This is a genomic window from Dysgonomonas hofstadii, assembly GCF_014196915.1.
Taxonomy (GTDB): domain Bacteria; phylum Bacteroidota; class Bacteroidia; order Bacteroidales; family Dysgonomonadaceae; genus Dysgonomonas; species Dysgonomonas hofstadii.
Genome location: NZ_JACIEP010000003.1, coordinates 373,110 through 399,447 on the forward strand (window position 1 = coordinate 373,110; position 26,338 = coordinate 399,447).

Annotated in this window: 19 protein-coding genes; 5 read left to right on the forward strand and 14 right to left on the reverse strand. The window is 37.6% G+C overall.

Going from position 1 to position 26,338, the window contains the following annotated elements:
- The 9 genes from GGR21_RS05870 to GGR21_RS05910 all read right to left on the reverse strand — a co-directional run bounded on the left by GGR21_RS05870 (position 1) and on the right by GGR21_RS05910 (position 10,943).
- Positions 1-438, reverse strand: coding sequence for a hypothetical protein (locus GGR21_RS05870; protein WP_183306252.1), 438 nt, complete (start codon positions 436-438; stop codon positions 1-3).
- A gap of 36 nt (positions 439-474) precedes the next feature.
- Positions 475-1,497, reverse strand: coding sequence for a FimB/Mfa2 family fimbrial subunit (locus GGR21_RS05875; RefSeq protein ID WP_183306253.1), 1,023 nt, complete (start codon positions 1,495-1,497; stop codon positions 475-477).
- Positions 1,490-2,881: a fimbrial protein gene (locus GGR21_RS05880; RefSeq protein ID WP_221232931.1), complete on the reverse strand. Its 1,392-nt coding sequence runs from the start codon at positions 2,879-2,881 to the stop codon at positions 1,490-1,492. Before GGR21_RS05880 ends, GGR21_RS05875 begins: the two co-directional genes overlap by 8 nt.
- Positions 2,882-2,925: 44 nt before the next feature.
- Positions 2,926-3,426, reverse strand: a complete 501-nt coding sequence (locus GGR21_RS05885; protein WP_183306255.1) for a hypothetical protein — start codon at positions 3,424-3,426, stop codon at positions 2,926-2,928.
- 54 nt (positions 3,427-3,480) lie between these two features.
- Complete coding sequence (locus GGR21_RS05890; protein ID WP_183306256.1) at positions 3,481-5,940, reverse strand: Calx-beta domain-containing protein; 2,460 nt, start codon at positions 5,938-5,940, stop codon at positions 3,481-3,483.
- 14 nt (positions 5,941-5,954) lie between these two features.
- The gene (locus GGR21_RS05895; protein ID WP_183306257.1) at positions 5,955-7,853 is read right to left on the reverse strand and encodes an OmpA family protein; all 1,899 of its coding nucleotides are present in this window, start codon (positions 7,851-7,853) and stop codon (positions 5,955-5,957) included.
- A 9-nt stretch (positions 7,854-7,862) separates the two neighbouring features.
- Positions 7,863-8,471, reverse strand: coding sequence for a DUF3575 domain-containing protein (locus tag GGR21_RS05900; protein WP_183306258.1), 609 nt, complete (start codon positions 8,469-8,471; stop codon positions 7,863-7,865).
- A 30-nt stretch (positions 8,472-8,501) separates the two neighbouring features.
- Complete coding sequence (locus GGR21_RS05905) at positions 8,502-9,509, reverse strand: hypothetical protein (protein ID WP_183306259.1); 1,008 nt, start codon at positions 9,507-9,509, stop codon at positions 8,502-8,504.
- 165 nt (positions 9,510-9,674) lie between these two features.
- Positions 9,675-10,943 carry a FimB/Mfa2 family fimbrial subunit gene (locus tag GGR21_RS05910; protein ID WP_183306260.1) on the reverse strand — a complete coding sequence of 423 codons (1,269 nt, stop codon included), beginning with the start codon at positions 10,941-10,943 and terminating at the stop codon, positions 9,675-9,677.
- A gap of 617 nt (positions 10,944-11,560) precedes the next feature.
- Here GGR21_RS05910 and GGR21_RS05915 point away from each other — a divergent pair.
- Positions 11,561-12,442 (forward strand): helix-turn-helix domain-containing protein, encoded by an 882-nt coding sequence (locus tag GGR21_RS05915; RefSeq protein ID WP_183306261.1) that lies wholly within the window; start codon positions 11,561-11,563, stop codon positions 12,440-12,442.
- Between the two features lie 321 nt (positions 12,443-12,763).
- On the opposite strand, the gene GGR21_RS05920 is transcribed toward GGR21_RS05915, so the two are convergent.
- The 5 genes from GGR21_RS05920 to GGR21_RS05940 form a co-directional block, all read right to left on the reverse strand.
- Entirely contained in the window at positions 12,764-14,035 is a 1,272-nt protein-coding gene (locus tag GGR21_RS05920; RefSeq protein WP_183306262.1) for a site-specific integrase, read from the reverse strand.
- Positions 14,036-14,391: 356 nt separating this feature from the next.
- Positions 14,392-15,777, reverse strand: coding sequence for a DUF1080 domain-containing protein (locus GGR21_RS05925; RefSeq protein ID WP_183306263.1), 1,386 nt, complete (start codon positions 15,775-15,777; stop codon positions 14,392-14,394).
- Positions 15,778-15,791: 14 nt separating this feature from the next.
- A complete protein-coding gene (locus tag GGR21_RS05930; protein ID WP_183306264.1) occupies positions 15,792-16,706 on the reverse strand; it encodes a sugar phosphate isomerase/epimerase family protein in 915 nt (304 codons plus the stop codon).
- Between the two features lie 301 nt (positions 16,707-17,007).
- Positions 17,008-18,582: a DUF6377 domain-containing protein gene (locus tag GGR21_RS05935; protein ID WP_246348003.1), complete on the reverse strand. Its 1,575-nt coding sequence runs from the start codon at positions 18,580-18,582 to the stop codon at positions 17,008-17,010.
- A gap of 312 nt (positions 18,583-18,894) precedes the next feature.
- On the reverse strand, positions 18,895-19,407 hold the full coding sequence (locus GGR21_RS05940) for a 5' nucleotidase, NT5C type (RefSeq protein ID WP_183306266.1): 513 nt from the start codon (positions 19,405-19,407) through the stop codon (positions 18,895-18,897).
- A gap of 229 nt (positions 19,408-19,636) precedes the next feature.
- Between GGR21_RS05940 and GGR21_RS05945 the strand changes: the two genes are divergently transcribed.
- From GGR21_RS05945 to GGR21_RS05960, 4 genes are all read left to right on the forward strand, one after another.
- The gene (locus GGR21_RS05945) at positions 19,637-20,386 is read left to right on the forward strand and encodes a DeoR/GlpR family DNA-binding transcription regulator (RefSeq protein WP_183306267.1); all 750 of its coding nucleotides are present in this window, start codon (positions 19,637-19,639) and stop codon (positions 20,384-20,386) included.
- Between the two features lie 234 nt (positions 20,387-20,620).
- Positions 20,621-23,449: a TonB-dependent receptor gene (locus tag GGR21_RS05950; protein ID WP_183306268.1), complete on the forward strand. Its 2,829-nt coding sequence runs from the start codon at positions 20,621-20,623 to the stop codon at positions 23,447-23,449.
- 27 nt (positions 23,450-23,476) lie between these two features.
- Positions 23,477-24,706, forward strand: a complete 1,230-nt coding sequence (locus tag GGR21_RS05955) for a DUF4876 domain-containing protein (RefSeq protein ID WP_183306269.1) — start codon at positions 23,477-23,479, stop codon at positions 24,704-24,706.
- A gap of 9 nt (positions 24,707-24,715) precedes the next feature.
- Positions 24,716-26,308 (forward strand): DUF6850 family outer membrane beta-barrel protein, encoded by a 1,593-nt coding sequence (locus GGR21_RS05960; protein WP_183306270.1) that lies wholly within the window; start codon positions 24,716-24,718, stop codon positions 26,306-26,308.
- Positions 26,309-26,338 lie beyond the last annotated feature (30 nt).

Genomic DNA, 26,338 nt, shown 5'->3' on the forward strand with positions numbered 1-26,338 from the left:
TTATTTTCGTTTATAAAGCAGTAAGACACTCATTTTTTTTGAAGCATTGAATATATCTTTTGTCTTATACTCCAGATATAATTCATCATCAATTATCGTCCATTCGGCAATGATAGATTCTCCTGAAGGAAGATCAAAACCCAGGAAACTTCCTGCTAGATCGCATCTTGATACCTGAATCTGATCATTGTCTTTAACCAATAGTACCTTTCCCTTAATCTCTATTTCAGAATAAAATTTTATATAGTCATTGTCAAAATCAAAACTGGTTTCGTATTCGTTAACGGGTATAGATGCAGCTTCCCATCTCCATTCCCCTTGCAACAGCTTTAGATTTTTGTCAGTATCATCAATATTAGCCCGTCCTATAGCAAACCATGACAAACAGCTGAATATGAACAATAAAAAAACCTTTAGTCGTATTGTGTTAACTTTCATCGATTTTACCATTTTATTTAACTAATGCTCTTTATTTTATTCAAATGTTACTTCCTGATCCACATCTACCCAATCCTTAACTGTTACTTTCAGATCAAGATTTGTTCCAGGCTCGCCCCGGAAGTTAAGCTTCAGCTGGATTATACTGTTCACCTTAGGCACATGTGAGATTTCAATGGGTGTTTCGGTCTTCCCAAAATAGCTCTCGCCTTTGAGTGGCATACTTATTTTAAACCGTAACTTATGGGTTGTTATATCAAGAGCATCCAGGCCTCTGTGAGCAGGCACAATAAAATTTACTGTATCGGCTACCAGTTCGTTATTCGTATCATATTTGAAATTGAGGTATTCTCTGATCGGTGTATTTCCCGAATTATCCGGATTATCTTTATCCGGATAATATCCACCAGCCCAGTTTAGTGTTGTTGGAACACTCAGTAAGTCGACAAATGCATTATTGTCTTTTACCCCTGCGGTTATGTTGTCAAAACCTGAATATTCCTCAAGTATGACTTGTATTTTCGCAACATTCCTGTCCAATGTTGCCTGTACTTCTCTTTTGTCTGTTTCTGTTATTACTACACCCGGCAATGATGCATATCTAAGCTCCGCCGGGGTCTGAGACAAGAATTCTTCTGCCGGAGTAGTGTATTCTGTTTTCCACATCGGATTACTGTTATCCCCTCCATATGGCGGAAGAATTATATCTCCCTGTATATCTTTATCGCACGTCAAAAGAACAAGATTCCATGTACCAACATTCATGTAAGTGGAAAGAACATTCCCGTTTTTGGTCACGTTCCACTTTCTCTCCACGAACTGGTCATTATTCCTGAATACATATATCAGGGCATTGCTCATAAATACAGGATTAGAACCCGACTTAAGAGACATTGTCACATTTGGCGCAGGCTGAGAAGAATCATCCTCATCAGTCACTTTATCACCGTCGCATCCTGACAAAAGCAAGAGCAAAGTGAGTATGATGACTTTCATACATGCTTTGAAAACCGAAATCAGGCTGTCAAAAGATAAATATATTGTTCTGCTTTTATTCATAATCATTTGTGTTTTGGCTGTAAGTATCTCCTGTCCAAGGGAAAAGATTTCGTCCTACAGTTTCCGTTATTTCTATATCCTGATTAGCTGTCTGTAAACTTTTCAGCGGAACAGGATTCTCTCCATACAAGCTACCAAGGCCTTTAATCTTAGCTGAAATCTTATATTGATAATTGCGCTTGATATAATCATGGTCGGCAGTCTTACTCGTACTGGTAGGAGCATTAACTTCCACCGCATAATAGCTTTTTACGGTTTTAGCAATATTGTCTTGCGAACTCATGAAATTATACCTGACTCCGATCACAAAATAGGTAGGATAATTACTGTCTTCATTTTCGAATGTATAGAACCACAAGGGTGTTGCATTCTCATTGATATCATAATTCGGAGTTGTTATAGCTTCCTCTAAAAAATCAGTGTACAGGCTTTGTGCATGCAAATCAGTTATACGTCCCTGATTCATCAGGAAGGAGTAACCTGCATCACATCCATGTCCGAATTTTTCAACAAATCCGGGCTGAGTCCCAGCTGCAAATTTGGATGTGGTTTTCACGTTCATCAAAAATATAGAATCGATATGGTACGTATAATCATCCGATTTATATGTAGTTCCCTCGAAAGGTAGTTCTGTAGGTAGCTCAAATTCAATCTTTTCTATGGCAACTCTCGCAGCCAGACGCTCTATATAGAACGGTTGGGTACCTTTCGGAGTCCACCCGTCATTTTGATTTACGCCATCCGGGCGACCATTGTTATCTGTAAATCCAATATAATGATGGTCATACAGATTGTTAAATTGCACATCCGTTATAAAATTGCACATCGTGAGATTCGTTTTCAGATCAGATGGATTCAATCCTCCGATCGGTAATTCCTCATCCGGGTTAGTTACATTCCCGGGATGAGGTGAACGCCCCTGTGTAGATAAATTTTCATATTTTTCGAGAAACTGTTGAATATTCTCAACAGAACTGAAATACTTGTCCGGCGCATTAGCGATAACATAAATATCACGTTTTCCGGCCGTTAGTTTTATGTCTTTAATTGTATCTATCTCTATGTATTCTTTGTCATATGTTTCATTGACCACATCTCTTGTTTTGCGGATAACATATCCGTATCCGTCTTTTGTCCCTTCTTCTCTTTCTCCAGCCGACTTGAATATTAATACTTCAAGGCTATAAACTTTGCTTTCCGCATCTTTATCCTGATTACCTGCAGACTTTTCTCTTCCCTGCTGGCTGGCATTAAGTAATATTGAAAGGGATGTCTGTTGTTTAGAACCGTCAACAACAGGTATGGTCTCATCGTCGGAACATGAATACATAAGCGTCCCTGCCAATATAATTACCAGCAGATTTATATGTTTCTTTATATTCATTTTTTCCATTTTATTATCTTTTGTTTCTAGTCTAGTTCTGTTTGTTAATGAAAGGTATAGTAAATATTGCACCAGGCTATTTTAGCCTTTTTGTCTTTCAGCAGAGACAGAGAGGATAGTCCGGCATAATTGAAAGCACCCCAGCACGTTTCATTACAATTCAACGAACGCTTCTTCTTTACGCCCCAGATATCCCCTATCCCTGTAAGCCCCTGTATAATGGTCAGTTTATTCCTGTTTCCATAGGCAAAGGGTATCCATTTATCGAGTTCGGGAGATAGAATTTCCAAGACTCCGTTATTCAGTCGATATATATGGTAATGTTCATAAGGTGTAATTTTCAGCCGGGTATCATCTATAAAAACCAATCCCATTTCTTTATACAGATTTTCTTTCTCCTTCATTTCATCGGCCCATAGATCGTGAGGTTCGACTCCGGTAGTGTCGCATGTAACCGCCCCCTTACGAGAGCCGGTATACATAACAAACTCTTGTACATGCGCATACCTGAACGATAAAAGCAAAGGAATATCTATCTGTTTCATTTCTTACTATTTTAGGTTCAACTATAAATGGCCCGGCCTTCCATCATTTTTTTATTATTCTACAATGGAGAATCCTGCAGATGCTTCAGTAGGTGAGATCAATATATCCGGTGCATTATCCGGTTTGCTCACTGAATCTATTCCTACTACTAGTTTCTTTATACCTGTATTTTGTACATTATGCAATATAATACCATTCAGATTTATAGCACTACGGTTACCATCACCCCATATACGCAGATCGTGGCGGTTTGTAAATACAAAGTCCTTACCTTCTTCTGCTGTTGTCTGAGCGTCTACCGAACATGATATAGAGATATCTCCTCCTGTTGCATTCGTAAGCAAAGCACCGTCCGAAGCTCTTATCAGAGAAACTTTAAAGAAGCCGGAAACAATATTATTCATTCTTCCATGATCGCCCAATGAGCTTATAGCTATATGTGCCGGTTGATCGACTATAGTACCTGTACAACTCAATATCGAGCTTTCGAAATTGATGTTGGCATCATTGATCGCATATATTTTTCTGAAATCAACTACAACTGATTTTGGTAACTCATAGCGGGTATCTACCAATGTTCTGACATTGAATTTTCCTGAAGCAGCACCTCTTCCAATGATCACGCGAGGACTAACACCCATATCGAAATCCAGATTATCGGCTGTTCCTTTTCCATAAATACCTTCTACTATGATATCCGAACCTGTCGCATTGATCAACGATTCTCCGTTTGTTTTGAATATTCCCAGTTCATACTCAACATCCTGTGTTCCTTCCAGTCCGTCGCGGGTACCCATAAGTTTAACCAGTACCTCCTGATCTTCAATATCCCCTACTCCGGTAGCTTTCACCAAATAACTCTGTTCTACATTCGCCAGATGCAATTCGAACATTTTGCGACCTTCCATCAGATTATTAGCTTTCACTGGTACTTCAACATCCTGTTTCACCATATAGCGCGCAGTTCCGTCGTTAGAAGGGACAAATGACAGACTACCTTTAACAGGGGTGTAATTATCAACCTTGTTAGCTGTACCGTCCTGAGTAAGATATTCTACCCTGACAGGGATAGGAGCACCCTGATCTGTTGTTGGGTAACCTGTTAATGTGACAGTGAAAATTGCTGTAGTATAACCATTTACAGGTTTGTTGATTTTAACGTCTGATACATATAAACCATGTCCCAGTTTCACTAAACGGTTTTTCATATCCTTGAACAAAATATCACCGTTAGTAGTGAACAGTATTTCTTCAAAAGCCTTCTTATCATCTTCGATAGCATACCGGTCGAACAAAAGTTCTCCTGCCGAAGACAGCATACATACGCGCCCACTCGATCTGCTTGTCAGGAATATACCGTTTGCATTCATATGCACCTGATCGAAATTACCATCAGTCGCTTTTTGATATATCTGACGCCCATCCTTAGACAGCCCGATAATAGTTCCACGCCCCCTTTCGGAATCGAAACCGACAATAACCGCTTCTCCTGATACCGGATCCATTTCCATGCCGGAAACGGCTCCTTTCAGGATATACTTTTGCAAGTCGGTTCCATCGTTACGCAACAGTGAATAGTAACTTTTGTCTGTGGCATTACCACCAACCAGAACATTTCCGTTCTTAGCTAATGATAAATATTGTAATGAAGTTTCGCCAGAGGCGGGAACTATTTCTTTACTGAATATGATATCTCCTTCAGGACGCAATTTAACAACACGGCCTCCGGCCATCGAGCTATTTCCTATCAGGAATATATGGTCGTCTTCAGCTGTGATCATTTTGCACATCTGAAACTCAGGTTCAGGTAATTTAGTAACAAAAACAGGCTTACCATTACTATCTAGCCTTACTACAGCCGAAACGGTTCCGTCTTCAGCAGTGAAAGCTGCATGGATATATTCCCTGGAGCTACCAAGCACATCGAATCCGATGCACGGACCACCTTCGTCTGATACGTATTTGTAAACAACCTTACCGGAAGCGTCAACCTTAACCAACATACCGGCACGGATACCACCCGGACGAGGTTCATAACCACCAAGGACAAAACTACCGTCTTTTAGTTGCTGTCCGCAGAACAATTCGCTGCCCGCCTCACCAACAATAGCATCTTTCAGTATTTCTCCGGTTTCATCTGTTATAATAAACCGCCCGTACACACCTTTGTCTTTCTTTTTCGAAAGCCAGTCCTTGGACTGTCCCAATATCAATAGTTTACGGTCTCCTGTGTGATAAGTGTTATTTACAGATTCAAAACCTTTTGATAATGTGCGCGAAGACACAGCTTTTCCATCCCGGCCAATCCAGGTCGTAGTTGTTACTCCGCCGTTATTACCTATCAGGGCTACTTCCCCATTCGTAACAGGGCAGGTAAACTGGTACGTAATTCCTTCACCATACGTCCTGTCATAAACAACCGGCATATATTGAGCCTGGATCTTAACTAGCGGGTATACCGATGATAGTATTAAAACTATCAGAGTGGCATATAATTTCCTTTTTAACTGCATTGTGGTATAAATATTTATTTTGTTATTGCTTTTATATCTACTCGCCGCGCTCCCTGATTAAGTTTTATCCTGTTTTCCAATGAAAGGGACTTATAAAGAGCATTACCGGAAAATTCACCGTTGCTATATCCCGGCATCAGTTCGGGAAAATCAATATCGACCGGGATTTGCCCCATGCCTTGCACTATCAGTTTTGCTGTTATACCATGGTTTTTCATCCATTGACTTACTTCGGTAGCCCTTTTTTCAGATAAAACCAGATTATACTCCTCTCCTCCGATCTCATCGGCAAAACCTTCCATAATCAATGTATCCACTTTACTGAGGTCTGATTCTTTTCGCCATGTATCGAGAGCATAAAGAGATTCTGCATCCAACTTGTAAGAATTGAAGTCAAAATAGAGACTCAGCATGTGTTCCATGAACCGACTGCTTGGCAACTCTTCCTTCATAGGGATATTGACTTTGTTTTCTTCTTTCATCACATCGATAGCGCCATTAGTTACGGCTTTGGCCTCAGTCATACCAAACAGCATATTGCTTTTTCCTCTTTCTGCTTCATTACGTTCGAAGTAGAAAATATCGTCTTTATTAGCTGTTTTTCTGTCCGAAACGATATAGCCGCGGTTTTCATCAATCTGAAGCAGGCTGAAATCGTTATGGACAGTATTTATAGGATAGTCGAAATGAACGAGACTACCTACAACGGCCTGTCCGTCTTCGTATGTAATACCATATACATCGTATCCACCAAAACCTACATGCCCGTTGGAAGAAAAGATTAACATTTCATTAAATAATCCGGGCGATATTTCATCTCCTTCGGTATTAACCTGAGATCCCAGATTAACAGGATCACCCCATGCTCCTTTTTGATCGTTCCAGTGAGTAACATAGATATCATAGCCACCAAAACCACCCGGCATATCCGAGGCAAAAAGCAACGAACGGTCGTTATTGAACAAGAATGGATGAGAATAAGAACTACCTTCCTCTTGAGGAAAAGCTTCTTTGAAAGAAGACCATCCTTTTCTCTTCTGATCATAATCAGAGTAATATAATCTGGTCTGGAATGTATTCAGCCCCTGAGCAGACATTCCTATTCCTTCTCCTTTTCCGTAATAAACCTGCGTTACCACCATCCTTGTCATATTATTAGCAAAAGACAGAGGGCCGTTTTGCAAGCTGTAAGGAATCATATCCAGCAGCCTTTTTTTGGTATTTCCTTCATTTTTAATCGAAAATTCAGAATCTTCTGCCAGAGAGAAATAATTACTACGATGGTAAAATTTCTTATTAGGGTCATGGAACCGGCTCTTACTGCTGGCGTAGAAATATTCACCTGCTTTCACTCCGATCCAGAATTCCGAATTCGGACTATTTACATTATCGAGCCCGCGTACATTGAACTCTGGTGTACCTATTGGCAAAAAACCACCTTCATAGTTAAGGGCATGTAAGATATTCTGATAACGTTGATCGGAATGATATGCATCGCGATAAGCGTATCTCCGGGCAAGGCCAATGGCCTTCATTTTTTGTCCTGAAAATCTCAGGGCATCAAGATAGTTACATACATCTACCGGAGTTAACAGTTCGCTCGATATAGCCATTGCTGTTTCGTAGTGAGGAACAGCTGATACATAGTCCAATAGAGTCAGATATAACCGCCCTACTTTCAGATGTAATACCGCACTGTACTCAGCGCTTAACGAATGTTTAAAAGCCGATTCGTAAATAGTCATAGCTTCATCGAAATCCTGACGGACAAACTTTCTGTCGGCCTTGGCCTCGACTCCTTTTGCCCTCCTGTCTCCTTCCGTCTCATTTTTTCTGTCCTCACCCATTATAGACAATGAGGCGAGACCCAGAAGGACCAGAAAAGCGATTCGTAATAATATTTGGTTAATCATAGTAATTTCTTATCTGAATATATTGTATACTAACGATATTCCTATTTTGGTAGGACCGATGTATGCTTTTGTTTTTTTGATCTCTTCGGGAAAATCGGCAAACTGACCGCCTAACTGGTATTTATCATATTGCAGATGGGCATATCCCAAGCCTATATTGGCATCTATACGGAAACGGCTCGACAGGTAAAATTTATACCCGGCAGTGATACCGGCCGACATTCCCCAGCCTTTGCGACGATAACTGGTCTTTTCCTCGTCGCTGTTCTTCAGTCCGATATTGAAGTTCCCGGCCATAGCATAAGGACCCACATAAAAACCATCCCAAAGGTCGTTTGTATAATAATATTTAGGATTCACGTAATACCTGAAATCGAGGCTGCCGACAAGTACGCGGAAGACTTCTTCATTCTTCTTAAACATATAAGGCATCCACATGACATCTGTATTTATTGTAAGTTGCCGCCCAACTGTCCATTCTACTCCGATATTCGGATTACCGGTCAGGAGAAATGGTGCATTTGTTTTGATCGCCTGGGCATTTGCTCCGGGATTGTAACAAAGGAACATCATCAACAGTACCGCTCCCGTAGAAATGTATTTGATATAATGTTTCATTGAGTTAAAATATATATTAATGAATATTCTTTATGCATCTATACCACCGCTACCAGAACCGGATCCTCCTTCTACTTCAATCTGTGGATTCCAATCCTCAATATCATCCAGGTGTAATATCTGAATATTGTTACCATCAACCTCTACGACAAGAGTCTCATTCATATGTAAAACCAGCGGATTCTTCGCTTTATCTACTACTGCAATAGACATTTCGTATATAGTTTCACCAGAAAGTCCAATGAAACTGAGAGTTAAATCAATAGGTATATTCTGATATTCTTCTTCTGTCAGATCGGGTGAAGGGTAGTAATAGTTCTGGATCCCGAAAGGGAAATCTTTATATTCTAAATCGAACACCGTCGATACTAATTTCATTTTATCGCCTGGTGTTTTTCTGGAGGAACGTGTAAGGTCAATGCTTGTTAGCTTTGACAAATATTGAGTAGTTCCGATACCTGTAGCTTCTATTCTTACTTCTTTTATATTAGCTTTTGTCAACTGGGAATTAACCTCTGTGAGATTTTTGAATGCGACACATATACGCCCTACATATTTAGACTCTAATAAGGCCGTATCGGAAACAACAGGTCCGGGGAAATTAATTGTCGTATTCTTATAATCGACATAAATTGCAGATGGTTCTTCATAAGTTCCATCCGTAGATTGTTTCAGATCAAATCTAGCTTCGCTGTATGTGTTGAGGTCTTGAAAATATATATCCTGTACATTTGTAAAGCAATAAACGTTATAATTGCCGGGATAAAGTCTAAAATTGAAGTTTCCCAACAGACTTCTCGCATTCTCTGAAAAGGGATTGTGAGAATATCTTTCCTTTTGTAGTACATCATTGTAAATAAAGATGCTAAGGTCTTCTATACCATATGTTTCTGTTCTTAAGTTCTTGTCCGCTTTAGGAACATAGATCTCATAATTCGTCTCATCCTCGAAATAGTCATATGTACATGACGGGACAAGTAGTATTACTAACGAGATAACCAGCAAGTAAAGAACCTGTGAAGAATATCTTTTATTCATTTTTTAAATAATAAGATTACATCTGGATATATTACCTGCCATACCGGGATTTTTACTGATAATTACATCGGTAATTATCCCGGCTGAGATGGCAAGTAAGAATGTTTAATTAATCTTTAAAGTTCAAGTAGTTTATGAAAAACTGTAAGTGCAATACTACACAGTTTATACATCCATTGGTTCGGTTTCAATAACAGAATTCCAATCTTCCGGTGTGCCAACTGTAATTTCAAGTTCACCTTCTCCTTCAAAAGGAGTAATTTTACCTTCTCCCTTTGTTTTGATGGAAATTTTCACTTCGCGGATTGTGTTACGAGAGAATACACCTTTGATCGTACCTTTCCAGTATACCGGTTGTGCAACTGCAGCTACACCATCTTCAAACTCATATCCGGCTTGTACCCATCCTGTAAGACGAACTTTATATCTGTTTTCTGCCTTAATATCGCCTCCGCTAGTAAATGTTCCGTCAGCTATTTCTTTCTTTGTAGCATTTGGCAATACCTGGATATCTTTCCACATAGTATATATATCTGTTCCTTCAGTACCTAGTATAGTTACTGCACCGCCAGCCGGATTCTTATAGCCTGACACCGGATCTGCTGTATTGTAAGCATCTGTGCCATATGCACCTATTATTATCCTGTTTGGATTAAATGAAACAGCATCGTATATACCGCCATTGAATGTATCGAACTGAAGACCAAGACCTACAGGCATATTTTCGATAGATATAAGACATGAAGAATGGTTGAAACTTACTTCATTCAATTTTGGAGCTGTAGGTTTAACTTCTTTATCAACAAGGATGCGAGCCATTGAAATTTCACGTTTCAGAGCTAAAGTTCCTAATGTATTCTTTTCGCCCTCTTTTACTTCCACACCAGTCTGATAGGCAGTAAACACCTCTGATGATGCTTCATACGGTTTATAGCTGGCGTTAGTTGTCAGGAATGTATGTTCTGTAGGAAAACCTGCTGCTCTTTCTTTAAGATCGATATAGATTTCGGAATTTACTTTCTTTCCAACAACATTGTAACGATCCAATTCAACCCATGCACTACTGGAAGAACCACCTAAAGTAGTTGCTACATTATCAGAAGTATAATTAATATTCGCTACAAGAGCAAGAGTATATGTACCCGCAGGAACATCATTCCAAGAGAATGTCGCATTAGATGTAGTTGGTTGCACAATACGGGAGTAAGCAACTGAACCATCAGTTCTATACAATAACATTTGAACTTGTTTCACATTGTCCCAACCAGTAATAGGAATTGCTTTTGATACCGAATTTTTGTTTGTGATACCATCAAAAGCTAAGGTAGTAACAACTTCCCCGGTACCAGTAGGATTGTTCAGAACATTCTCATCGTTGCTACAAGATGTTAGCAGCAAAACGGCAGAAGTCAAACTCAATAATACTTTTTTCATTTTTTAATTTTTTAATGTTTAAGTAAACTTGTATATAGTTAAAGCTATGTGTGTGTTCAATTTTTAGGATGTGCTTTTTAGGGCCTATATAGAATACAGGCATATAATACTTTTCATCAGAATCAAAATTCTTCTGGCAAGTAATCCTTTATTGAAGCTTAATCGTGCTGGATAGTATTAACTGCAATTCATGATTCGATTATGGCGACAATTCCTTTTGTAGCCAATTCCCCGCTTTATCCGTCCGCCGATAGTTTGTCAATTTCACACAATGTTTGTCAATTTAACACATTAGTACTACATTTCATAAACAAATCCCTATCTTATTCATAATAAATATAATACTTTCGAATAAATGTTCCGTCACTTACGAAGTGACAGATTATAAAGACAAAAACAGCTAGATACAAGGAAATAAAAGGAAAAAGCTAATATCACACTTCCAGATGTTTTACAAACTGCCGAACAAATTATTTACCCGGACGGGTGAATAATTATGGGTTTCTCCCATATTGTGTTATAATACACCACTTTACAGCAATTTCCATGCAGGGGAAATAACAAAAAGCAAAAAATTTTTACAAACAATTGTTAAACTCACTGTAAAATTGCGTTTTATGGAACTTTTATACTCAGAAGAACATCTGAGCTGCATTAACTATGATAAAGGGGAAAACCCTATTATTGAAGCGGTTTCTATTGAAAAAGGTAAATTGTGGGAGAATGTCCCACTGGGAAATAAATTAATTTTCGTGCTAGACGGGGAGATTTTATTTTCTTTGGGTAAGTTTACTAATTGCCAAATTAGAAAAAGTCAAATACTATATCTTCCTGCTGGCTATAATTTCTTATGCAAAGCAGTAGAGGATTGTAGCTTGCTTGTTATGTGTATACAAGGGCAGGCCCGTTTTTGTGATGATTATAATTTTACGGATCTTGAAAAGGATATTTCGCAAGTGTCGAAGTACTCTAGTGCAACACAAGTAAAATTAGGCACGTTAGAAATAAACGAGATCATGGAGAAATACCTTGATGTCTTACTGGAATACATAGATGCCGGCGCTAATTGTAAATGCTTTTACTTAATAAAAATAAAAGAATTATTCTATATATTCAGATGGTTCTATCCCAAGGAGGTTTTAGTTGAGTTCTTCCAAAATGCCTTGAAAGGAGGGAATGACTTTGCTACATATATTATGGATGCCTGGTATAAATACAAATCGGTAGGAGAATTGGCTGAGGCTATGAATTATACAGTATCAGGCTTCGAGAAACGGTTTAAACGGGTATTTGGAATATCACCTTATAAATGGATGATAAATCAAAAAGCAGAAAGGATATTTCATCAATTGAGAACAACAGATTTAACTCTAAAGCAGATAAGTTCTAATTTTGGTTTTACTTCTGTATCACATTTTAACGACTTTTGTAAGGCAAATATTGGTAAATCGCCGGGAGATATAAGAGAAAAGAGTCGGATTGGCGGAAATCTGGAATAAACGGGTGTCTTTTTAAACGGCCTTGATCTATAAATTTATATAATTTTGCTTCATCGAATTTTAATATGACTGTCACTTCGTAAGTGACGGAATACAGTCTACACTTTTTTCATGTTATAAATGTATAACTTTAACATTTAGATAGCAACATTAGTACACAAACTTTAACATTTAAATGCTAAATTACAATTAGCATTACTGGGTTCTGAAAAAATGCAAATTTCAGGACAAAGCATCTTCTGCCTGTCTGTGCGAAGACAGGTAAAGATAAATAATGTAGTCTTTTTTTATAAGTTGTGTAAATTTTAATTTTAAGACCTATTAATACTTTGGAAGGTATTGTCTCTTCGTGGTCATACCTATGGCAGCCGATACAATATCATTAGCCTGGTCTAAAATAGAGCGGTCTAATGCCGCCAGATAAGTATAAGTTGTTTTTTCATTAGAATGCCCCAGGCTCTCACTTATCACCCATATAGGCAAGTTTTCCTTTTTAGCCATTGTTGCCCAACTATGGCGCGAAACATGCGTAGACAAGCATCTATTGATACCGGCCTTAGCTGCCAGAGACTTTAAACACCTGTTTTGTTGCCGTAGCCCACTTTCATAATATAGCCTCTTGGATTTATTATTATTCCGGATAATAGGAAACAGATAAGGGGAATCCTTTACTTCTCCGGCAAAACTGTCAATTAACAACTGCAGTTTTGATGTGATCTTGACTTCTATCAACTGGCCTGTTTTCTTTCTGTAATAACGGATAATCTCTCCATGTATATTATCTTTTCTCAAATAGGCCATATCTACAAAACTCATACCCCGGGTATGAAAACAAAAGAAAAATATACGCCATGCTTTATACAAACTTGATTTATCCATTTCCGAGGTTTTCCCTTTGTCGAGGAAACCGGAAAATTCAAGATCGTGTAGGCGTTGAATCTCTTCCGCACTCAAAGCCCGTTTACGAGTCTTATCTACTCCGGTGTATACATCCAGAAACGGATTTTCATTTTTGGCCTCAATATAGCCTTTCCGTATTGCTTTGTTGTAAATAGCCCGTAGATTACGCATATAAAATGAGATTGTATTCAATCGCCTCCCTTTTTCTTTTAACGAACGTTCATAACTTTTAATAAGGAAGCAATTGATATGAGATAAAGGTATATCTCTCCCGCTGTTGAATTCAATAATTCCACAAGTTACGGTCCAATAGGCACGGGCCGTCCGTTCTTGCCCCAGGCGAATCAGCTCTCCGGATAGTTGGCGTACAAAACTTTTCAGACCAATATCGGTTAGATTAAACTGGAAATGAGAAATAATTTCCTGAAGTCCGTAGGCGCCCTCCTTCTCAAGAGAGCGGATTGTCTGTGCAAACAGGTGTCTGCTTTGCTGCAGATACTCTTCAACCTGGCGTAAGTAAGACTCTCTGTCAGGATGCTGATGTATAACCTGTTGTCGGGAAGCACTCCATTCATTCGGATAAAGTTTGAATGGCGTACTCAACTGCTTGACCTTGCGCTTATGGATAAACCTTAAGTTCAAGCTACCGGTATAACCTCCACCTCGGGATGAGTACCGATAAATAAAAGACATAGTTGCCATGATTTTAAAAATTTATGTTTTAACTGCTGTATAGATCCAATATTGGGTCAAATTCTTGTAAATATACCGAATATCTGATGCCATACATACAATTAGCTGATAATATTTTAACTTTTATCGTGTTAGCAGTTATATTATCATTAACATTTTATAATATATATTTGTTTTTCTGTTTGGCGTATATGTTTGTTTATAGTTCCTTTTATCCCTTTAAAGTTATTTTTGACAACAAGAAATGCTTCCGGGTAAGATAAATACTCAATTTAAAACATCAGAAAAGCCGGTAGATTAACTTCTACCGGCTTTTCTGAATTTTATATTATAAAAACAATTTTTATTTTTTTATCTTATAGTTTTATCTTTGGCTTGTACATGTTTTGCTGTGTCAAACCACATTCATTTTTCATATATATAGAATATTCCAGCCGCCCCACCTCTGGGCTTATATTGTTTGAACCGAAAGTAAATTTTATTCCGGCATTTTTTGCTTTTATAATAATCGCTTTATTCGGAATCTTGTATAATTCATTTATCTCTAAAGCCATATTACTTTTAGCGAGTGCATCGATTACCTTATTCATCCTGTCTTCCGTCCAGAATTCATCGTAACGGTCGTTTAATTGTTCAGGCAGGAAAAACGGGTTAACAAATACGTCAGCAGGCTCTTCCAGCATATCACAAGTTCTGTCAACAATCATGTCCATATATTTTTGCTCGTCGTCAATCATCACTTCTTCATTTATCCACAGACGCACCCGGCGGCCTTTCATATCATTAAATGTAAGTGCATCGGTAAAGACGAAATCAAATTCGTTCCTTGCCTTTTCCGAAAATGTAGTCACCCACTCGCGGCCTTCTCCCTGCATGGCAAGTATAAAGGGTTGGTTGCGCATTGTATCGAGGAAATTAAATACTTCATCATCATTTGTGATCGGAAAACCGATCCCGCAATTAGGAGCAATGGCATAATTGATACCCAGTTTTCTCGATTGCTTTGCCGCAGCTTCCTTTGAGAATCCTCCTTTTAAATGGACATGATAGTCGAGAACAGGAAAATCGTCCTGATGAAGACGGAGTATATCATCATTTTGCTCATCTTTGGCAATCGCCAGTTGTGCCGGTATATTTATATCCTTTCTGTCAAGCGTTTCAATAGAGATATTTTTAAATTCGATACTTCCATCCCCTCTGCTAGCCAGCAAAATCGTCCCGTTTGAAAGAACAGATTTATCGTTCGGAGATATACGTATTGGATTTTTAGGTTCCAGATACTCTACAACAGGCTCTCCATCTATTTTTACCGTTATCGACTGACCTTCTACCCGGATATTCATTGTAAACCATTGATCATCCTTTATCCGGCTTTTAGTAAGGTTTCGAACCGACAGCAAACTTCCTGTCATTCGCCACCATACCGGATCTGCCACATCATTATTAATCGCTATCCGATAGCCCTTACCGGAATCGTCAGTGTGAAAATTTATATAACCTTTTCCATTCTGTGTGGAACGCATCACCAGTTCCAAGTCAAAATCTTTATAATTCCCGTCTTTAAGAATAGCATAAGAATCCTGACCAGAAAGGATTAAAAGACTGTCTTTTATAGAAACATTGCCTGAAGTCTGCCAGCTTTTATTGTCAACTCCACCAAATAATAGCCTGCTTTTTGAATCAGCACATGAGTTCAACCAGATGAAACTTAAAGCGAATAATGCTGTTATAACCCTGTTCATAAATCAAAATTTAATTATTTACTATAGCTTGCTTTAACAAATTGGGCATCGAGTAAGTAATCCAGGCTGGTTTTAATACTTTCTTCAATTGTAGTTGAGTATTTTTCAACTTCTACAACGATATGTTTCACACCTGCAATTTCAGCATTCTTAAAAATAGCATCAAAACCGACCATTCCACTCTGACCTATTTCTCTATGATCTTTAATGTGCAAGACTGAAAATCGGCCAGGATATTTTTTGAAATAATCGACCGGACTATTTTTCCCTATCACCACCCAATACACATCCATTTCAATAAATACATATTCCGGATTGGTATTTTCTATCATATAATCCATCATAACCACTTCATCTTCCACTTTCTGAAACTCATGTGCATGATTGTGATATCCGTATTTCAGGCCATTGGCCTTGCACCTTTTGCCTATTTCGTTATAATAGTCACAATACGTTTTCAAGTCTTTCACTGTAGCCGGTACATCCAGCCAGGGAGTAACTATATAAGTCATTCCGGCTTCCTTATGCGCTTTAATTGCTGTATCCCACCATTTTAACGACTCTGTAAAATCACCGGAAACCAACTCTTCATGTGTTAATGATTTTGTACAGTGAGACGATAGCACTTTCAGACCTGCGGCTTCGACATCCTTCTTAAATTCCTGCGGAGTACGGCCATAGAATTTTCCATCATTATACCCGGCGGCTTCTACAGAGGTATATCCCATTTGTGCCAATTCTTTGAGAATAGCAGTATAGTCGTTCTGATAGCCTCCTGTTTGGCCTACATAGCTACCTATACGATCTCTGACAGAATAAAGTTGTATAGCTATATCTTTTTTTATTTCCCCTTTCTTTTGGGCCTGAAGTGTGTGCGGCAGAATTATTAAAGATGCTAACAATGCCAATAAATAAAATTTGTTCTTCATGATATTCATATTTTTTTTAACTGTAAATGCTAAAATAAACTCCAAAGGAGAGCGTTTAGTCTCCCCGATGGAGTTCCAACCAAAAATCCCAATGCATTTGTATATTTCTTATTTTGGTATTTCTCATTAAGAAAAAACGTTATATGAATAGTTTTTTCCTCTTATGACAAAGCTAATTCCAAATAATATTGGTGAGAATTACTGTTGCTTATTTTGTAGAAACAAAAGCGTGCTATCTACTTAGTATACAGCAAATAAAATATTTTTCAAATAAAAAAAATGTAGATCAGTTAGAATGGTTTCACCGGGTTTTACGATTCATTGTTCCTATTTTCATGACTGTATCTTCAAACTCTTCACGATTTGCGGCAGCTTTGTTTCTCATTTTTGTACGATAGTTGTAGATTGTACTCATAGAACAACGCAGAAACGCTGCAATTTTGGTGCTATCTGTTATGCCTAGACGTAACAACGCATAGATACGCAACTCTTTATTTAATAGATCTTCAGCTTTAAGAGTGATTTGTTCATCATCAGCCAGCAAGGAATTAAAATCGGAAACGAATGTAGGGTACAGGCTTAGGAAAGTATTATCGAAATGCGCATATAGTTCATCCAGTTCTTTATCGACCACCGTGGTCGATCTCAATTTTTTAATCAGTTCTTCGTAATTCCTGTTTATTCCCAGTTTATAAAGGGTTTTACGATGATCTTCCATTTTATCGATATAGGTCGAACACAGATCCAAAAATTGAGCAATATATTGTTCCTTTATCTGATTAGATTCCCACAATTGTCCATTCCTTTGATTCAACAGATCATTGGTTCCATTAATCTCCTCATTCAGGCCAAGCAACTTTTTATTCGTCTCTGATAATACCTCCTTTATACGGGACAATTTTTTCATTTGCTTGTAGACGTAAGCCACTAGGAGTATCAGGAATACAGTCAGTATACTTATCAGCATAAGATAAGTCTTTAATGTGCTGTTCGTTTTCGCCTCCTTTGCCTGATACGAAGCATTAATTATTGAATAAAACTCCGACATTTCGGCTGTACGAAACTGAACTCCCGAAAACACGGCATCTTCAATAGCCGACTGCGTGTATTTAAAGGCTTTGGAGATATCCCCGCTGTTATAGTATATCAATGCCAGGCGCTGAAAAGAAGCATTTTCCTTGATCGAATTTTTTATATCGGCTATAGCCGACATTGTATAGTACTTTTTTTCCTGTTGGGCATCTCCTTTTATTCCGTTTATTATTCCCAGATAGTGAGTGATCATCGCATATTCGGGGCTATCGATATCTTCGACATCAAGCAGATCGTTCAGCAAATCCAACGCCTTATTCGTATTACCCTCAGTGATACACCTGTGGGCAATATTAATTTTATATAGAAAAGAAGAATGCTCTAACACACTCAACAATGAATCCCGGTATATTTCGACCTGATGATAGTATTTACTCTGATTGCTTGTAACACTATAATGTGAATAGAAGTGCATGTAGGTTTCATAAAAATCGGGCAACAGGTCTTTCGGTAGTTTATGAGAGTCAATCCTCATCAGTATTTTTTCCGATTCCAGTAATTTGCCGGAATAGGAATAAACACTGGCGAGATTAATGTCTGCGTTATATCTTAAGCTTCGATTATCCAATGATTCCGCTATTTGTACATTTTTTTCCGCATAGTGTATCGCCGAATCCAGTTTATACTTCTTATATTCATGATACAATTTAAGGTTTATCTCATATTTGTATTCTAAAGACGAGCTTTTCTTTTCCAATAATTTCCTCAGGCTATTGATATCCTTTTCCTTTTGCTCTGTAAATTGTTCTTTATTATTAATTATATGATCTAAATAATCGGACATAGATTTCAGTTCATCCTTTCCATATAACGTAACGGAAAAAATGAAAAAAATGAGAGGGATTATGTAATACTTTTGATATCTGTTTCTTTTGTTACTCATGGCCCTATCCGAATATAACCTTACTTCAAATTCCATCTATTTCCCGAAATACAAATGTATCCGATTATATCCAGACTGGAACTGATATTTATTTCCATACAGATTCGGGTTTACTATAGAATCTATATAGTAACTGCAAAAATAAGAGTATTATCGGATATTTAATTATTTTATTATCCATCTGTTTTATCTTATACCCCACAATAACATTATTTATAATATATTCATTATCTCTTTCCAGCTGTTTATCCTTGTATAGTGGTCTGATTCGATCAGTGTATTGTGCGGTTGAGTAAAAATAATCCTTTCCCCTTCAAAGAAATCCAGATTCTTAGGATGATCGTCAATCATAATATTTCCTCTGATAGATTTTTTCTCACCACATAAAATAATTTGCTTCCACGAAATAAACGGATAATACTCATTGAGCCAATCCACTTTTTCAGTGAGACTTTGAGGAAACTCTGTGGCAGAAGATACAATCAGAACATTATATTTGTCATTCAGATATTTAAGCCCCTCGATACTACCATCTATTACAGGTGCTGTTCTGAAAAACCCTTCAGACATTACATGTTTCTTCCCATTCGGGAAAGCATCCAATTCCAATATACCCACAAGTTGCTCCGGGTTTATAAGTTGACCTGTATCTCTCTCTTCAAACAACTGAAACTGACGATAAACATCTGCCAACACTCCATCCATGTCTACTAATACCTGTTTCATAATAACTCTTCCATTTTTAACTTTATTAAATATTTTTTGTATCGCTCAAATCAATAATTCCAGATATTCCGGAATGCGTTTTTTTACCCGATTCTTAATTCATATTCTTCTGCACAGCAAAAACACGCACAATACCGCAATTATCAGTAAAAAAACATCAACATTTTGTTGATTTTCTAAATAAATATACGGATATTTGCGTAATTACGCAACATTATAATGCGACATTATGCTTAAAGAAGAAAGGCATCAGTATATATTAAACCGGATAAGTAAGGATAACCGGATATATGTTACTACTCTCAGTATAGAGTTGGAAGTTTCGGATGATACATTGAGGAGAGACCTTGCAGAATTAGAGAACAAAGGCCTGTTAACCAAGGTGCATGGAGGAGCCATTGCCAAATCAGGAATCTCGATAGAATTTACCGACAGATTAAATACTGCTACAGCCGTAAAGCAACAGATGGCAGCTAAAGTAATACCATTATTTAATGATGGCGATGTTATATTGATGGATGGTGGTACTTCCAATCTTGAAGTAGCCCGCCAGATACCTAAAGACATGAAACTGACAATATACACAAACAGTTTTCCGATAATAAACGAACTCTTCAACCATCCTTTGCTGGATTTGGTATTTTTGGGAGGCAGAGTATTTCTATCATCCCGGGTTACACTGGGCTTGTCTGTTTTCCAGGCATTGCAGACTATAAATCCGGACTGGGTTATTATAGGGATTAGCGATGTTCATCCGGAAAAAGGATTAACGAGCCCCGACAGGGAAGAGGCCATGATAAAGCGTAGCATGATAGAGCGGGGAATTAAACGGATAGTACTTGCCGATAGTTATAAGTTAAATACTGCGAGACCATACCATGTTGCTTCTTTAGGAGATATAGATTATATTGTTACAGAAGATGACAGAGTCGATTATATCAAACAACACTGGCCAAAATATTCATATGAGGTGATATAAGCTATTCTGTTTTTTTCTGGACTGATCATAGAGATATCTCTGAAATCCGTTGATAAAATGAATTTTTCAGAGAAACAGTAACCTCTCCCACCTCATTTTTTTATCCCGCCCAAACCAATTAACTATTTTTCACCATTAATAACAAAAAAGAAGATTATAATACCTATTTATAGGTATTGGCTAAGTTGTAAATAATACATAAATTCGCAACTCATAAACTAATTTATACTAAAAATGAATTTTCGGTTAATTATTTCTAGAACTATTCTGGTAAACATACTAGTTCTGTTATTCACTATTACCTGTATTCCTTTGCATGGGCAATCAAATTCCAAAACGGTTACTTTCAGAGGAAAAGTCTTAGAAAAAGGTAGCCAGACACCTCTTGAAGGGGCTACAATTGCACTTCCTCAATATAGTCTATGGGCAATAACTGAAAAAGACGGAACTTTCAGTATCAGAAATACTCCTGTCGGACAAGCTGATTTAGTTATCAGCATATTAGGCTATATATCTATTGAGCAAAAGTATACCATTCCGGAAGACGATTTGATTCCGGTATTTTTTTTGGAGCAGAACACTCTTCGGTTAAAAGAAATAGAAGTATCTGCACGCACAAAAAAAGAAGGGGCTACTCCTGTTACGAATATTTCGAGGGCAGCAATAGATCATATACAAGCGACATCGCTGGCCGATGTCCTTAACCTGCTACCGGGCTCTGTTCCTGCAAATCAATCATTAGCATCTGCAAATACAGTAGCATTGCGCAATTTCGTAGACGCAAATACCAATAGTGGCGCTCTGGCAAAATCATCACAAGCTATGGGTAGTATGGGTACATCGATTATCATCGATAATGCTCCGGTGAGTAATAACTCAAATCTACAGATTCTGGCCCCATCCGCAGGAGTCGGAGCCAGTTTTGAATCGGTCGCAGGTAATGGTGTCGATCTGAGGCAGATATCAACTGACAATATCGAGTCTGTCGATGTGATTCGAGGTATTGCCTCCGTACAGTATGGTGACGTTGCTTCAGGTGCAGTAATTGTACGGTCGAAAGCTGGTAAATCACCATTGCAGGTGAGATTCAAGATGAATCCCAATATAACACAGACTTCTGCTACGGCAGGGCATAGCCTTGGAGGAAATAATGGAAACCTGAATTTTTCATTCGATTATGCTCATTCTTTAAATAAAGAAACCGAAGCAGCAAATACATATAACAGATATACCGCTAAGCTATTATATTCTAATACATTCTTTAAAAAGCTACGTGCTAATTTTAGCCTGGATTTTATATCGGCAAATGACAGAATGAAATTGGACGAAGATGATGAAAGCCTGGCACGCAAGAAATCTTCTGATAATACTTCCATACGTTTCAATGCAAATGGCTCTTATCTATTTAATAAGGAATGGTTAAAAACCTTACAATATACATTTTCTACCTCGTATACTGATCAGAAATCACATTACGAAGAGAAAAAAAGTAATGCTGAAAGTATATACTCTACAGCAATGAGTGACAACAGCGTCGTAGGGGCTAACCCGAACCAACACATTTATGACATATATGGTGATCAGTTAACAAACTGGAACGGTAATGACCAGAATGCGTATGCATTCAGCACAGTAAACTCTTACCTGGCAGCCTATAATGTGAGAGGTAAAGAATGGAATACCTTCGCGTCGGTTAAAGCAGTTTTTGCTAAGGACTTTGGCGGAGCCAGTTATCGTTTTATTGTCGGAGGTGACTTTAAATCAGAAGGGAACAACGGTGAAGGAAAAACCTTTGATGATATACTCAGACCACCCTCAACTAGCAATGGAAAGGCTATCCGGGAACGCGCTTATAAAGATATCCCTTTCATGCAGATATATGGAGCTTATATAGAAGAGAACCACAGGTTAGATATTGACGGAAGAGAGTTAGAAATGCAAATAGGATTACGTCTGGATAAGCAAAAAGATATAAGAGCAGAGGTATCGCCCAGAGTAAATGTTTCTATGGAAATATTGAAAAAGAAACTATTCATAAGAGGTGGATACGGTGAGATCACAAAATCAGCTCCATTAATGTATCTATATCCGGAAAACGCTTACTTCGACATTTTGAATTATACAGATAAGGCAACAAATGTAGAGAATCCCCAATACTTAATGACGACACGTGTATTTGATACACGCAATTATGACTTAAAACTAGCAAAAAACAGAAAATCGGAAGTAGGCTTCGACCTATTTATGGGCCGTAATTCTCTAAGTGTCACTGCATATTATGAGAATATGAAAAACGGATATAATTTCTTTGATAATTATGTGCCAATTGCCTATGACAAATATGTAGATAATGGAACCGGACTGGAATTCGATGCGGCTAACAGCAGGGATGTTTTTGTAAGATATAGTAAACCCGGAAATTCTTTAAGTATAGAAAGCAAGGGTTTTGACTTTGACCTGAATATTGCACGAATTGATGCAATACGCACTAGTTTTGTTTTGTCAGGCGGATATATAGAAACAAAATCATACAATCGCGATGAAACATATTATATCAATAATGACAATTTGAATTCACAATATGTGGGTGTATATGAGGCTGGATTTGAAAAATATAAACGAACCCGTTTTGCGACCAATCTTCGTGTGATACATAATATACCGGAACTGGGATTTGTAGTTTCGTTATCGGCTGTGACCACATGGACAAACAAGAGCCAGAAAATGGTGACGAATGATAGTATACCGATTGCCTATATATCTTTAGCTGATAATAACAGGTATGAATTTAATCCTGATGATGCAGATGAATCCAAATTTTCATCAATAGTCTGGAAGAATTACCGGTCAAACAATCGTTTCATAGCAGAAACAATGCCTGTCCTGTGGTGTTTCAATCTGAATTTAACTAAAGAAATAGGGAAAAACTTATCGGTATCCTTTTTTGCAAACAATTTATTTTCGTACCGTCCGCGTTATCGCAAAAAAGGAACTGATACCTATAATACGCTCAATCCAAGCTCGTTCTTCGGGATAGAGCTATCGGCAAAAATCCCATGGTAAATCTAAAATAAATAAAACAAAAATAGAATGAGAAATTATTTAAAATATTTATTTGCTGCCTGCTGTATGCTGCTTATTCATAGCTGTGCCGATAATCAGGAAGCCGCATTTAAAGAAGTGAATACCAAAATATTACTAAAGCTCAACAACTTTACAGGTGATTTGGAGAATCCGTTGAGTATAAAAGTAACAAATCATAGTGGAATAGGTAATGAAGTATCTTTTACACGAGAAATTTCACACATCGGAGATGAAATACAACTAACCAATCTGATACCCGGAATATATACATTCACTATATCCGGAAAATTAACTCCGGAAGAAAGCCAGGAGATTTTTGGTGTTAATTCCGAATTGTTGATAAAAGCGAATAAGACATCGGTGTATGTTTATGACTATACAGAAAATGAATCCATTGAATTAAATTTAGAAGCTTCGACCGTATCTTCATTGGTTTTTAAAGAAATCTATTATGCCGGAACAAAGTACGAAGCTGTTGTCGGGACAAAGACCAATTATTTTTACGAGCAATTCTATGAAATATATAACAACTCGGACGAAGTTGTATTTTTAGATAGTCTGTGTATATCGAATGTATATCCGACCTCAGGAGTTCCTGCAGAATTTGATCCCAGCCTGAGTGACTATCTGTTCGGCATGTCAGTATGGATGATTCCCGGAACAGGGGAAGATGTTCCGTTAGATCCGGGTAAAAGCATTGTTATTGCCCTGTCAGGACGTAATCATAAGGAAGTAGATGAATCGTTATTGGATCTTAGTTCGGCCGATTATGAAGCATATGTTCTAAAAATTGATGGCTCTGCCCCGTTAGATTACCCGGTACCCAATATGCTGTCTGCATTCTGGACTCAATCTGCGTCTGTAAGACAATGGTTGACATCTGTAATGGGGTCAGGGATGGTTATTTATAAATTACCTTATACGTTTGATGAGACTGATACAGCGAAACCGTTAAATTCAACAGCCGCCACAGTGTATGTCAAGATTCCTAAGTCTGCAATCCTCGATGCGGTTGATTGCCTGAGGGATGATACGAGGTACAATGAAAAACGCTTTCCTGCGTCTTTAGATGCCGGCTATGCAACAGTAACAGAAACCTATAACGGAAAAAGTATATCCCGTAAAATACTGCAAACAACAGCGGATGGAAGAATTATATTTCAGGATACGAATAATTCTTCTGAAGATTTTGAAGTACAGGATACACCACAACTCAGAAGACATCTGAATAACTAAAAGAATTTAATGAAAATGAATATATCAGCACAATTTAAAAATATTGCCATCGTTTTTTCGACAAGCTGTATTTTATCAATTCCACTTTCAGCTCAGGAACAAGATTCTGTAAGTATAACTTCGGACAGACTGGAATTATATAAAAGTTCCAATTTATGGATTAACACGTTAAATTCCGCTGGGCTAAATCTATCCGAAACTTTTAGTTATACAGATGCCAATGGAGGATATACGTACACGAAAGGAGATTTTCGCCGTCAGCAGGAAGGCAAGAAAAATAACGGTTTCTTGTTCAATGCAGAAGGAGCAACTACACTAAAAGGTGCTTACTTATGGGGAAAATTCTCTCTGGAAACAGAAAAAAAACGAGAAGCCCGTTTCAATGCATCAATTATTGATCCGTTTCGGGGAATGCCATATATAATAGCCGACGATCGAAGTTCCGATTGGAGGCTTCAATATTACAATCTGGAAACAAAAGTATCGACTCCTAAATTATTTGATAAATTTTATGCAGGTATTGGTATTAACTATAATGTTTCTACCGGAGCTAAACAACTCGACCCAAGGCCAGAAAATAAATATTATTCACTGGAACTAACTCCTTCGATTGTGTGGACGATTAATGACAAACATAATCTGGGAGGTGTTTTCTATTATAAGAATATGCATGAGATAAGTGAAATTGTATTTAAGAATTCCTACGAAAATGCTACATTCTATTATCTGGAAGGGCTAGGATCTTTTACGCAAACAACAGGAACTGGCCGCCAGAGAGATTATAGAGGAAATACATTTGGAGGGGAGTTACAATATTCAATTCAATCTGAAAAATCAGATTTTCTATTATCTGGTGGATACATATATAGTTATGAAGATGTGATTGACGGATCATACAAAATAATAAACGACGCCAGAACTGCTAGTGATAATTATTTTGGCAATATAGCTCTGGTTTTTAAAGGAGAAAAACACAGACATAAATTATTCGCTAATGCATCATATCAGAATATAAACGGAATATTTTATGACAAAGTAAAAGATCCCAATGATCCTGTGGTAGGACAGATAATACTATACAAAAAAACGCGGTCGAAATTTAAAACGACTCAATTTGACTTGGGATATGATTATTATAAACTGCGCGGTACAGGTTATTTATGGCATACCGGAACAAAAGTTACTTACGTAATGCAAAAAGACAATTATTTATTACCTCAGCCAGATGTCGCATCGTCATTTCAAAATATACACAGATATGATTTCGATATTCATGGAAAGTATAACATAAACAAAGGGTTGCCTTTTAACGGGCAATTGCTTATTGGTGCATCGGCTATTTATTCCCTTGCTGAGGATTGTGAGTTAAATTATGGAGGCCCTAACAAAGATCATATAGTAATCAATGAATTATTAAATAAAGATTTCTTATTTTTGAGTGAAAATTATTGGAAACTGATGTTTGACGCCCAATATTCCATTCCTCTAACAATAAGTAATAGAGCCGTCAATGCTTATGGAAAAGTAAATGGCTATGTTGTTCCGGAAGTAAATAATAGCAAGCGTGCGAACCTCACTGTTTCAATAGGTTTTATTTTATAATGGATATACAACTTTAATTAACATCAAAAA

Excerpts from the sequence above, each read along its gene's own strand:
- GGR21_RS05870 (WP_183306252.1), bottom strand. The coding sequence starts at position 438 with ATGAAAGTTAACACAATACGACTAAAGGTTTTTTTATTGTTCATATTC.
- GGR21_RS05875 (WP_183306253.1), bottom strand. The coding sequence starts at position 1,497 with ATGAATAAAAGCAGAACAATATATTTATCTTTTGACAGCCTGATTTCG.
- GGR21_RS05880 (WP_221232931.1), bottom strand. The coding sequence starts at position 2,881 with ATGAATATAAAGAAACATATAAATCTGCTGGTAATTATATTGGCAGGG.
- GGR21_RS05885 (WP_183306255.1), bottom strand. The coding sequence starts at position 3,426 with ATGAAACAGATAGATATTCCTTTGCTTTTATCGTTCAGGTATGCGCAT.
- GGR21_RS05890 (WP_183306256.1), bottom strand. The coding sequence starts at position 5,940 with ATGCAGTTAAAAAGGAAATTATATGCCACTCTGATAGTTTTAATACTA.
- GGR21_RS05895 (WP_183306257.1), bottom strand. The coding sequence starts at position 7,853 with ATGATTAACCAAATATTATTACGAATCGCTTTTCTGGTCCTTCTGGGT.
- GGR21_RS05900 (WP_183306258.1), bottom strand. The coding sequence starts at position 8,471 with ATGAAACATTATATCAAATACATTTCTACGGGAGCGGTACTGTTGATG.
- GGR21_RS05905 (WP_183306259.1), bottom strand. The coding sequence starts at position 9,509 with ATGAATAAAAGATATTCTTCACAGGTTCTTTACTTGCTGGTTATCTCG.
- GGR21_RS05910 (WP_183306260.1), bottom strand. The coding sequence starts at position 10,943 with ATGAAAAAAGTATTATTGAGTTTGACTTCTGCCGTTTTGCTGCTAACA.
- GGR21_RS05915 (WP_183306261.1), top strand. The coding sequence starts at position 11,561 with ATGGAACTTTTATACTCAGAAGAACATCTGAGCTGCATTAACTATGAT.
- GGR21_RS05920 (WP_183306262.1), bottom strand. The coding sequence starts at position 14,035 with ATGTCTTTTATTTATCGGTACTCATCCCGAGGTGGAGGTTATACCGGT.
- GGR21_RS05925 (WP_183306263.1), bottom strand. The coding sequence starts at position 15,777 with ATGAACAGGGTTATAACAGCATTATTCGCTTTAAGTTTCATCTGGTTG.
- GGR21_RS05930 (WP_183306264.1), bottom strand. The coding sequence starts at position 16,706 with ATGAAGAACAAATTTTATTTATTGGCATTGTTAGCATCTTTAATAATT.
- GGR21_RS05935 (WP_246348003.1), bottom strand. The coding sequence starts at position 18,582 with ATGTCCGATTATTTAGATCATATAATTAATAATAAAGAACAATTTACA.
- GGR21_RS05940 (WP_183306266.1), bottom strand. The coding sequence starts at position 19,407 with ATGAAACAGGTATTAGTAGACATGGATGGAGTGTTGGCAGATGTTTAT.
- GGR21_RS05945 (WP_183306267.1), top strand. The coding sequence starts at position 19,637 with ATGCTTAAAGAAGAAAGGCATCAGTATATATTAAACCGGATAAGTAAG.
- GGR21_RS05950 (WP_183306268.1), top strand. The coding sequence starts at position 20,621 with ATGAATTTTCGGTTAATTATTTCTAGAACTATTCTGGTAAACATACTA.
- GGR21_RS05955 (WP_183306269.1), top strand. The coding sequence starts at position 23,477 with ATGAGAAATTATTTAAAATATTTATTTGCTGCCTGCTGTATGCTGCTT.
- GGR21_RS05960 (WP_183306270.1), top strand. The coding sequence starts at position 24,716 with ATGAAAATGAATATATCAGCACAATTTAAAAATATTGCCATCGTTTTT.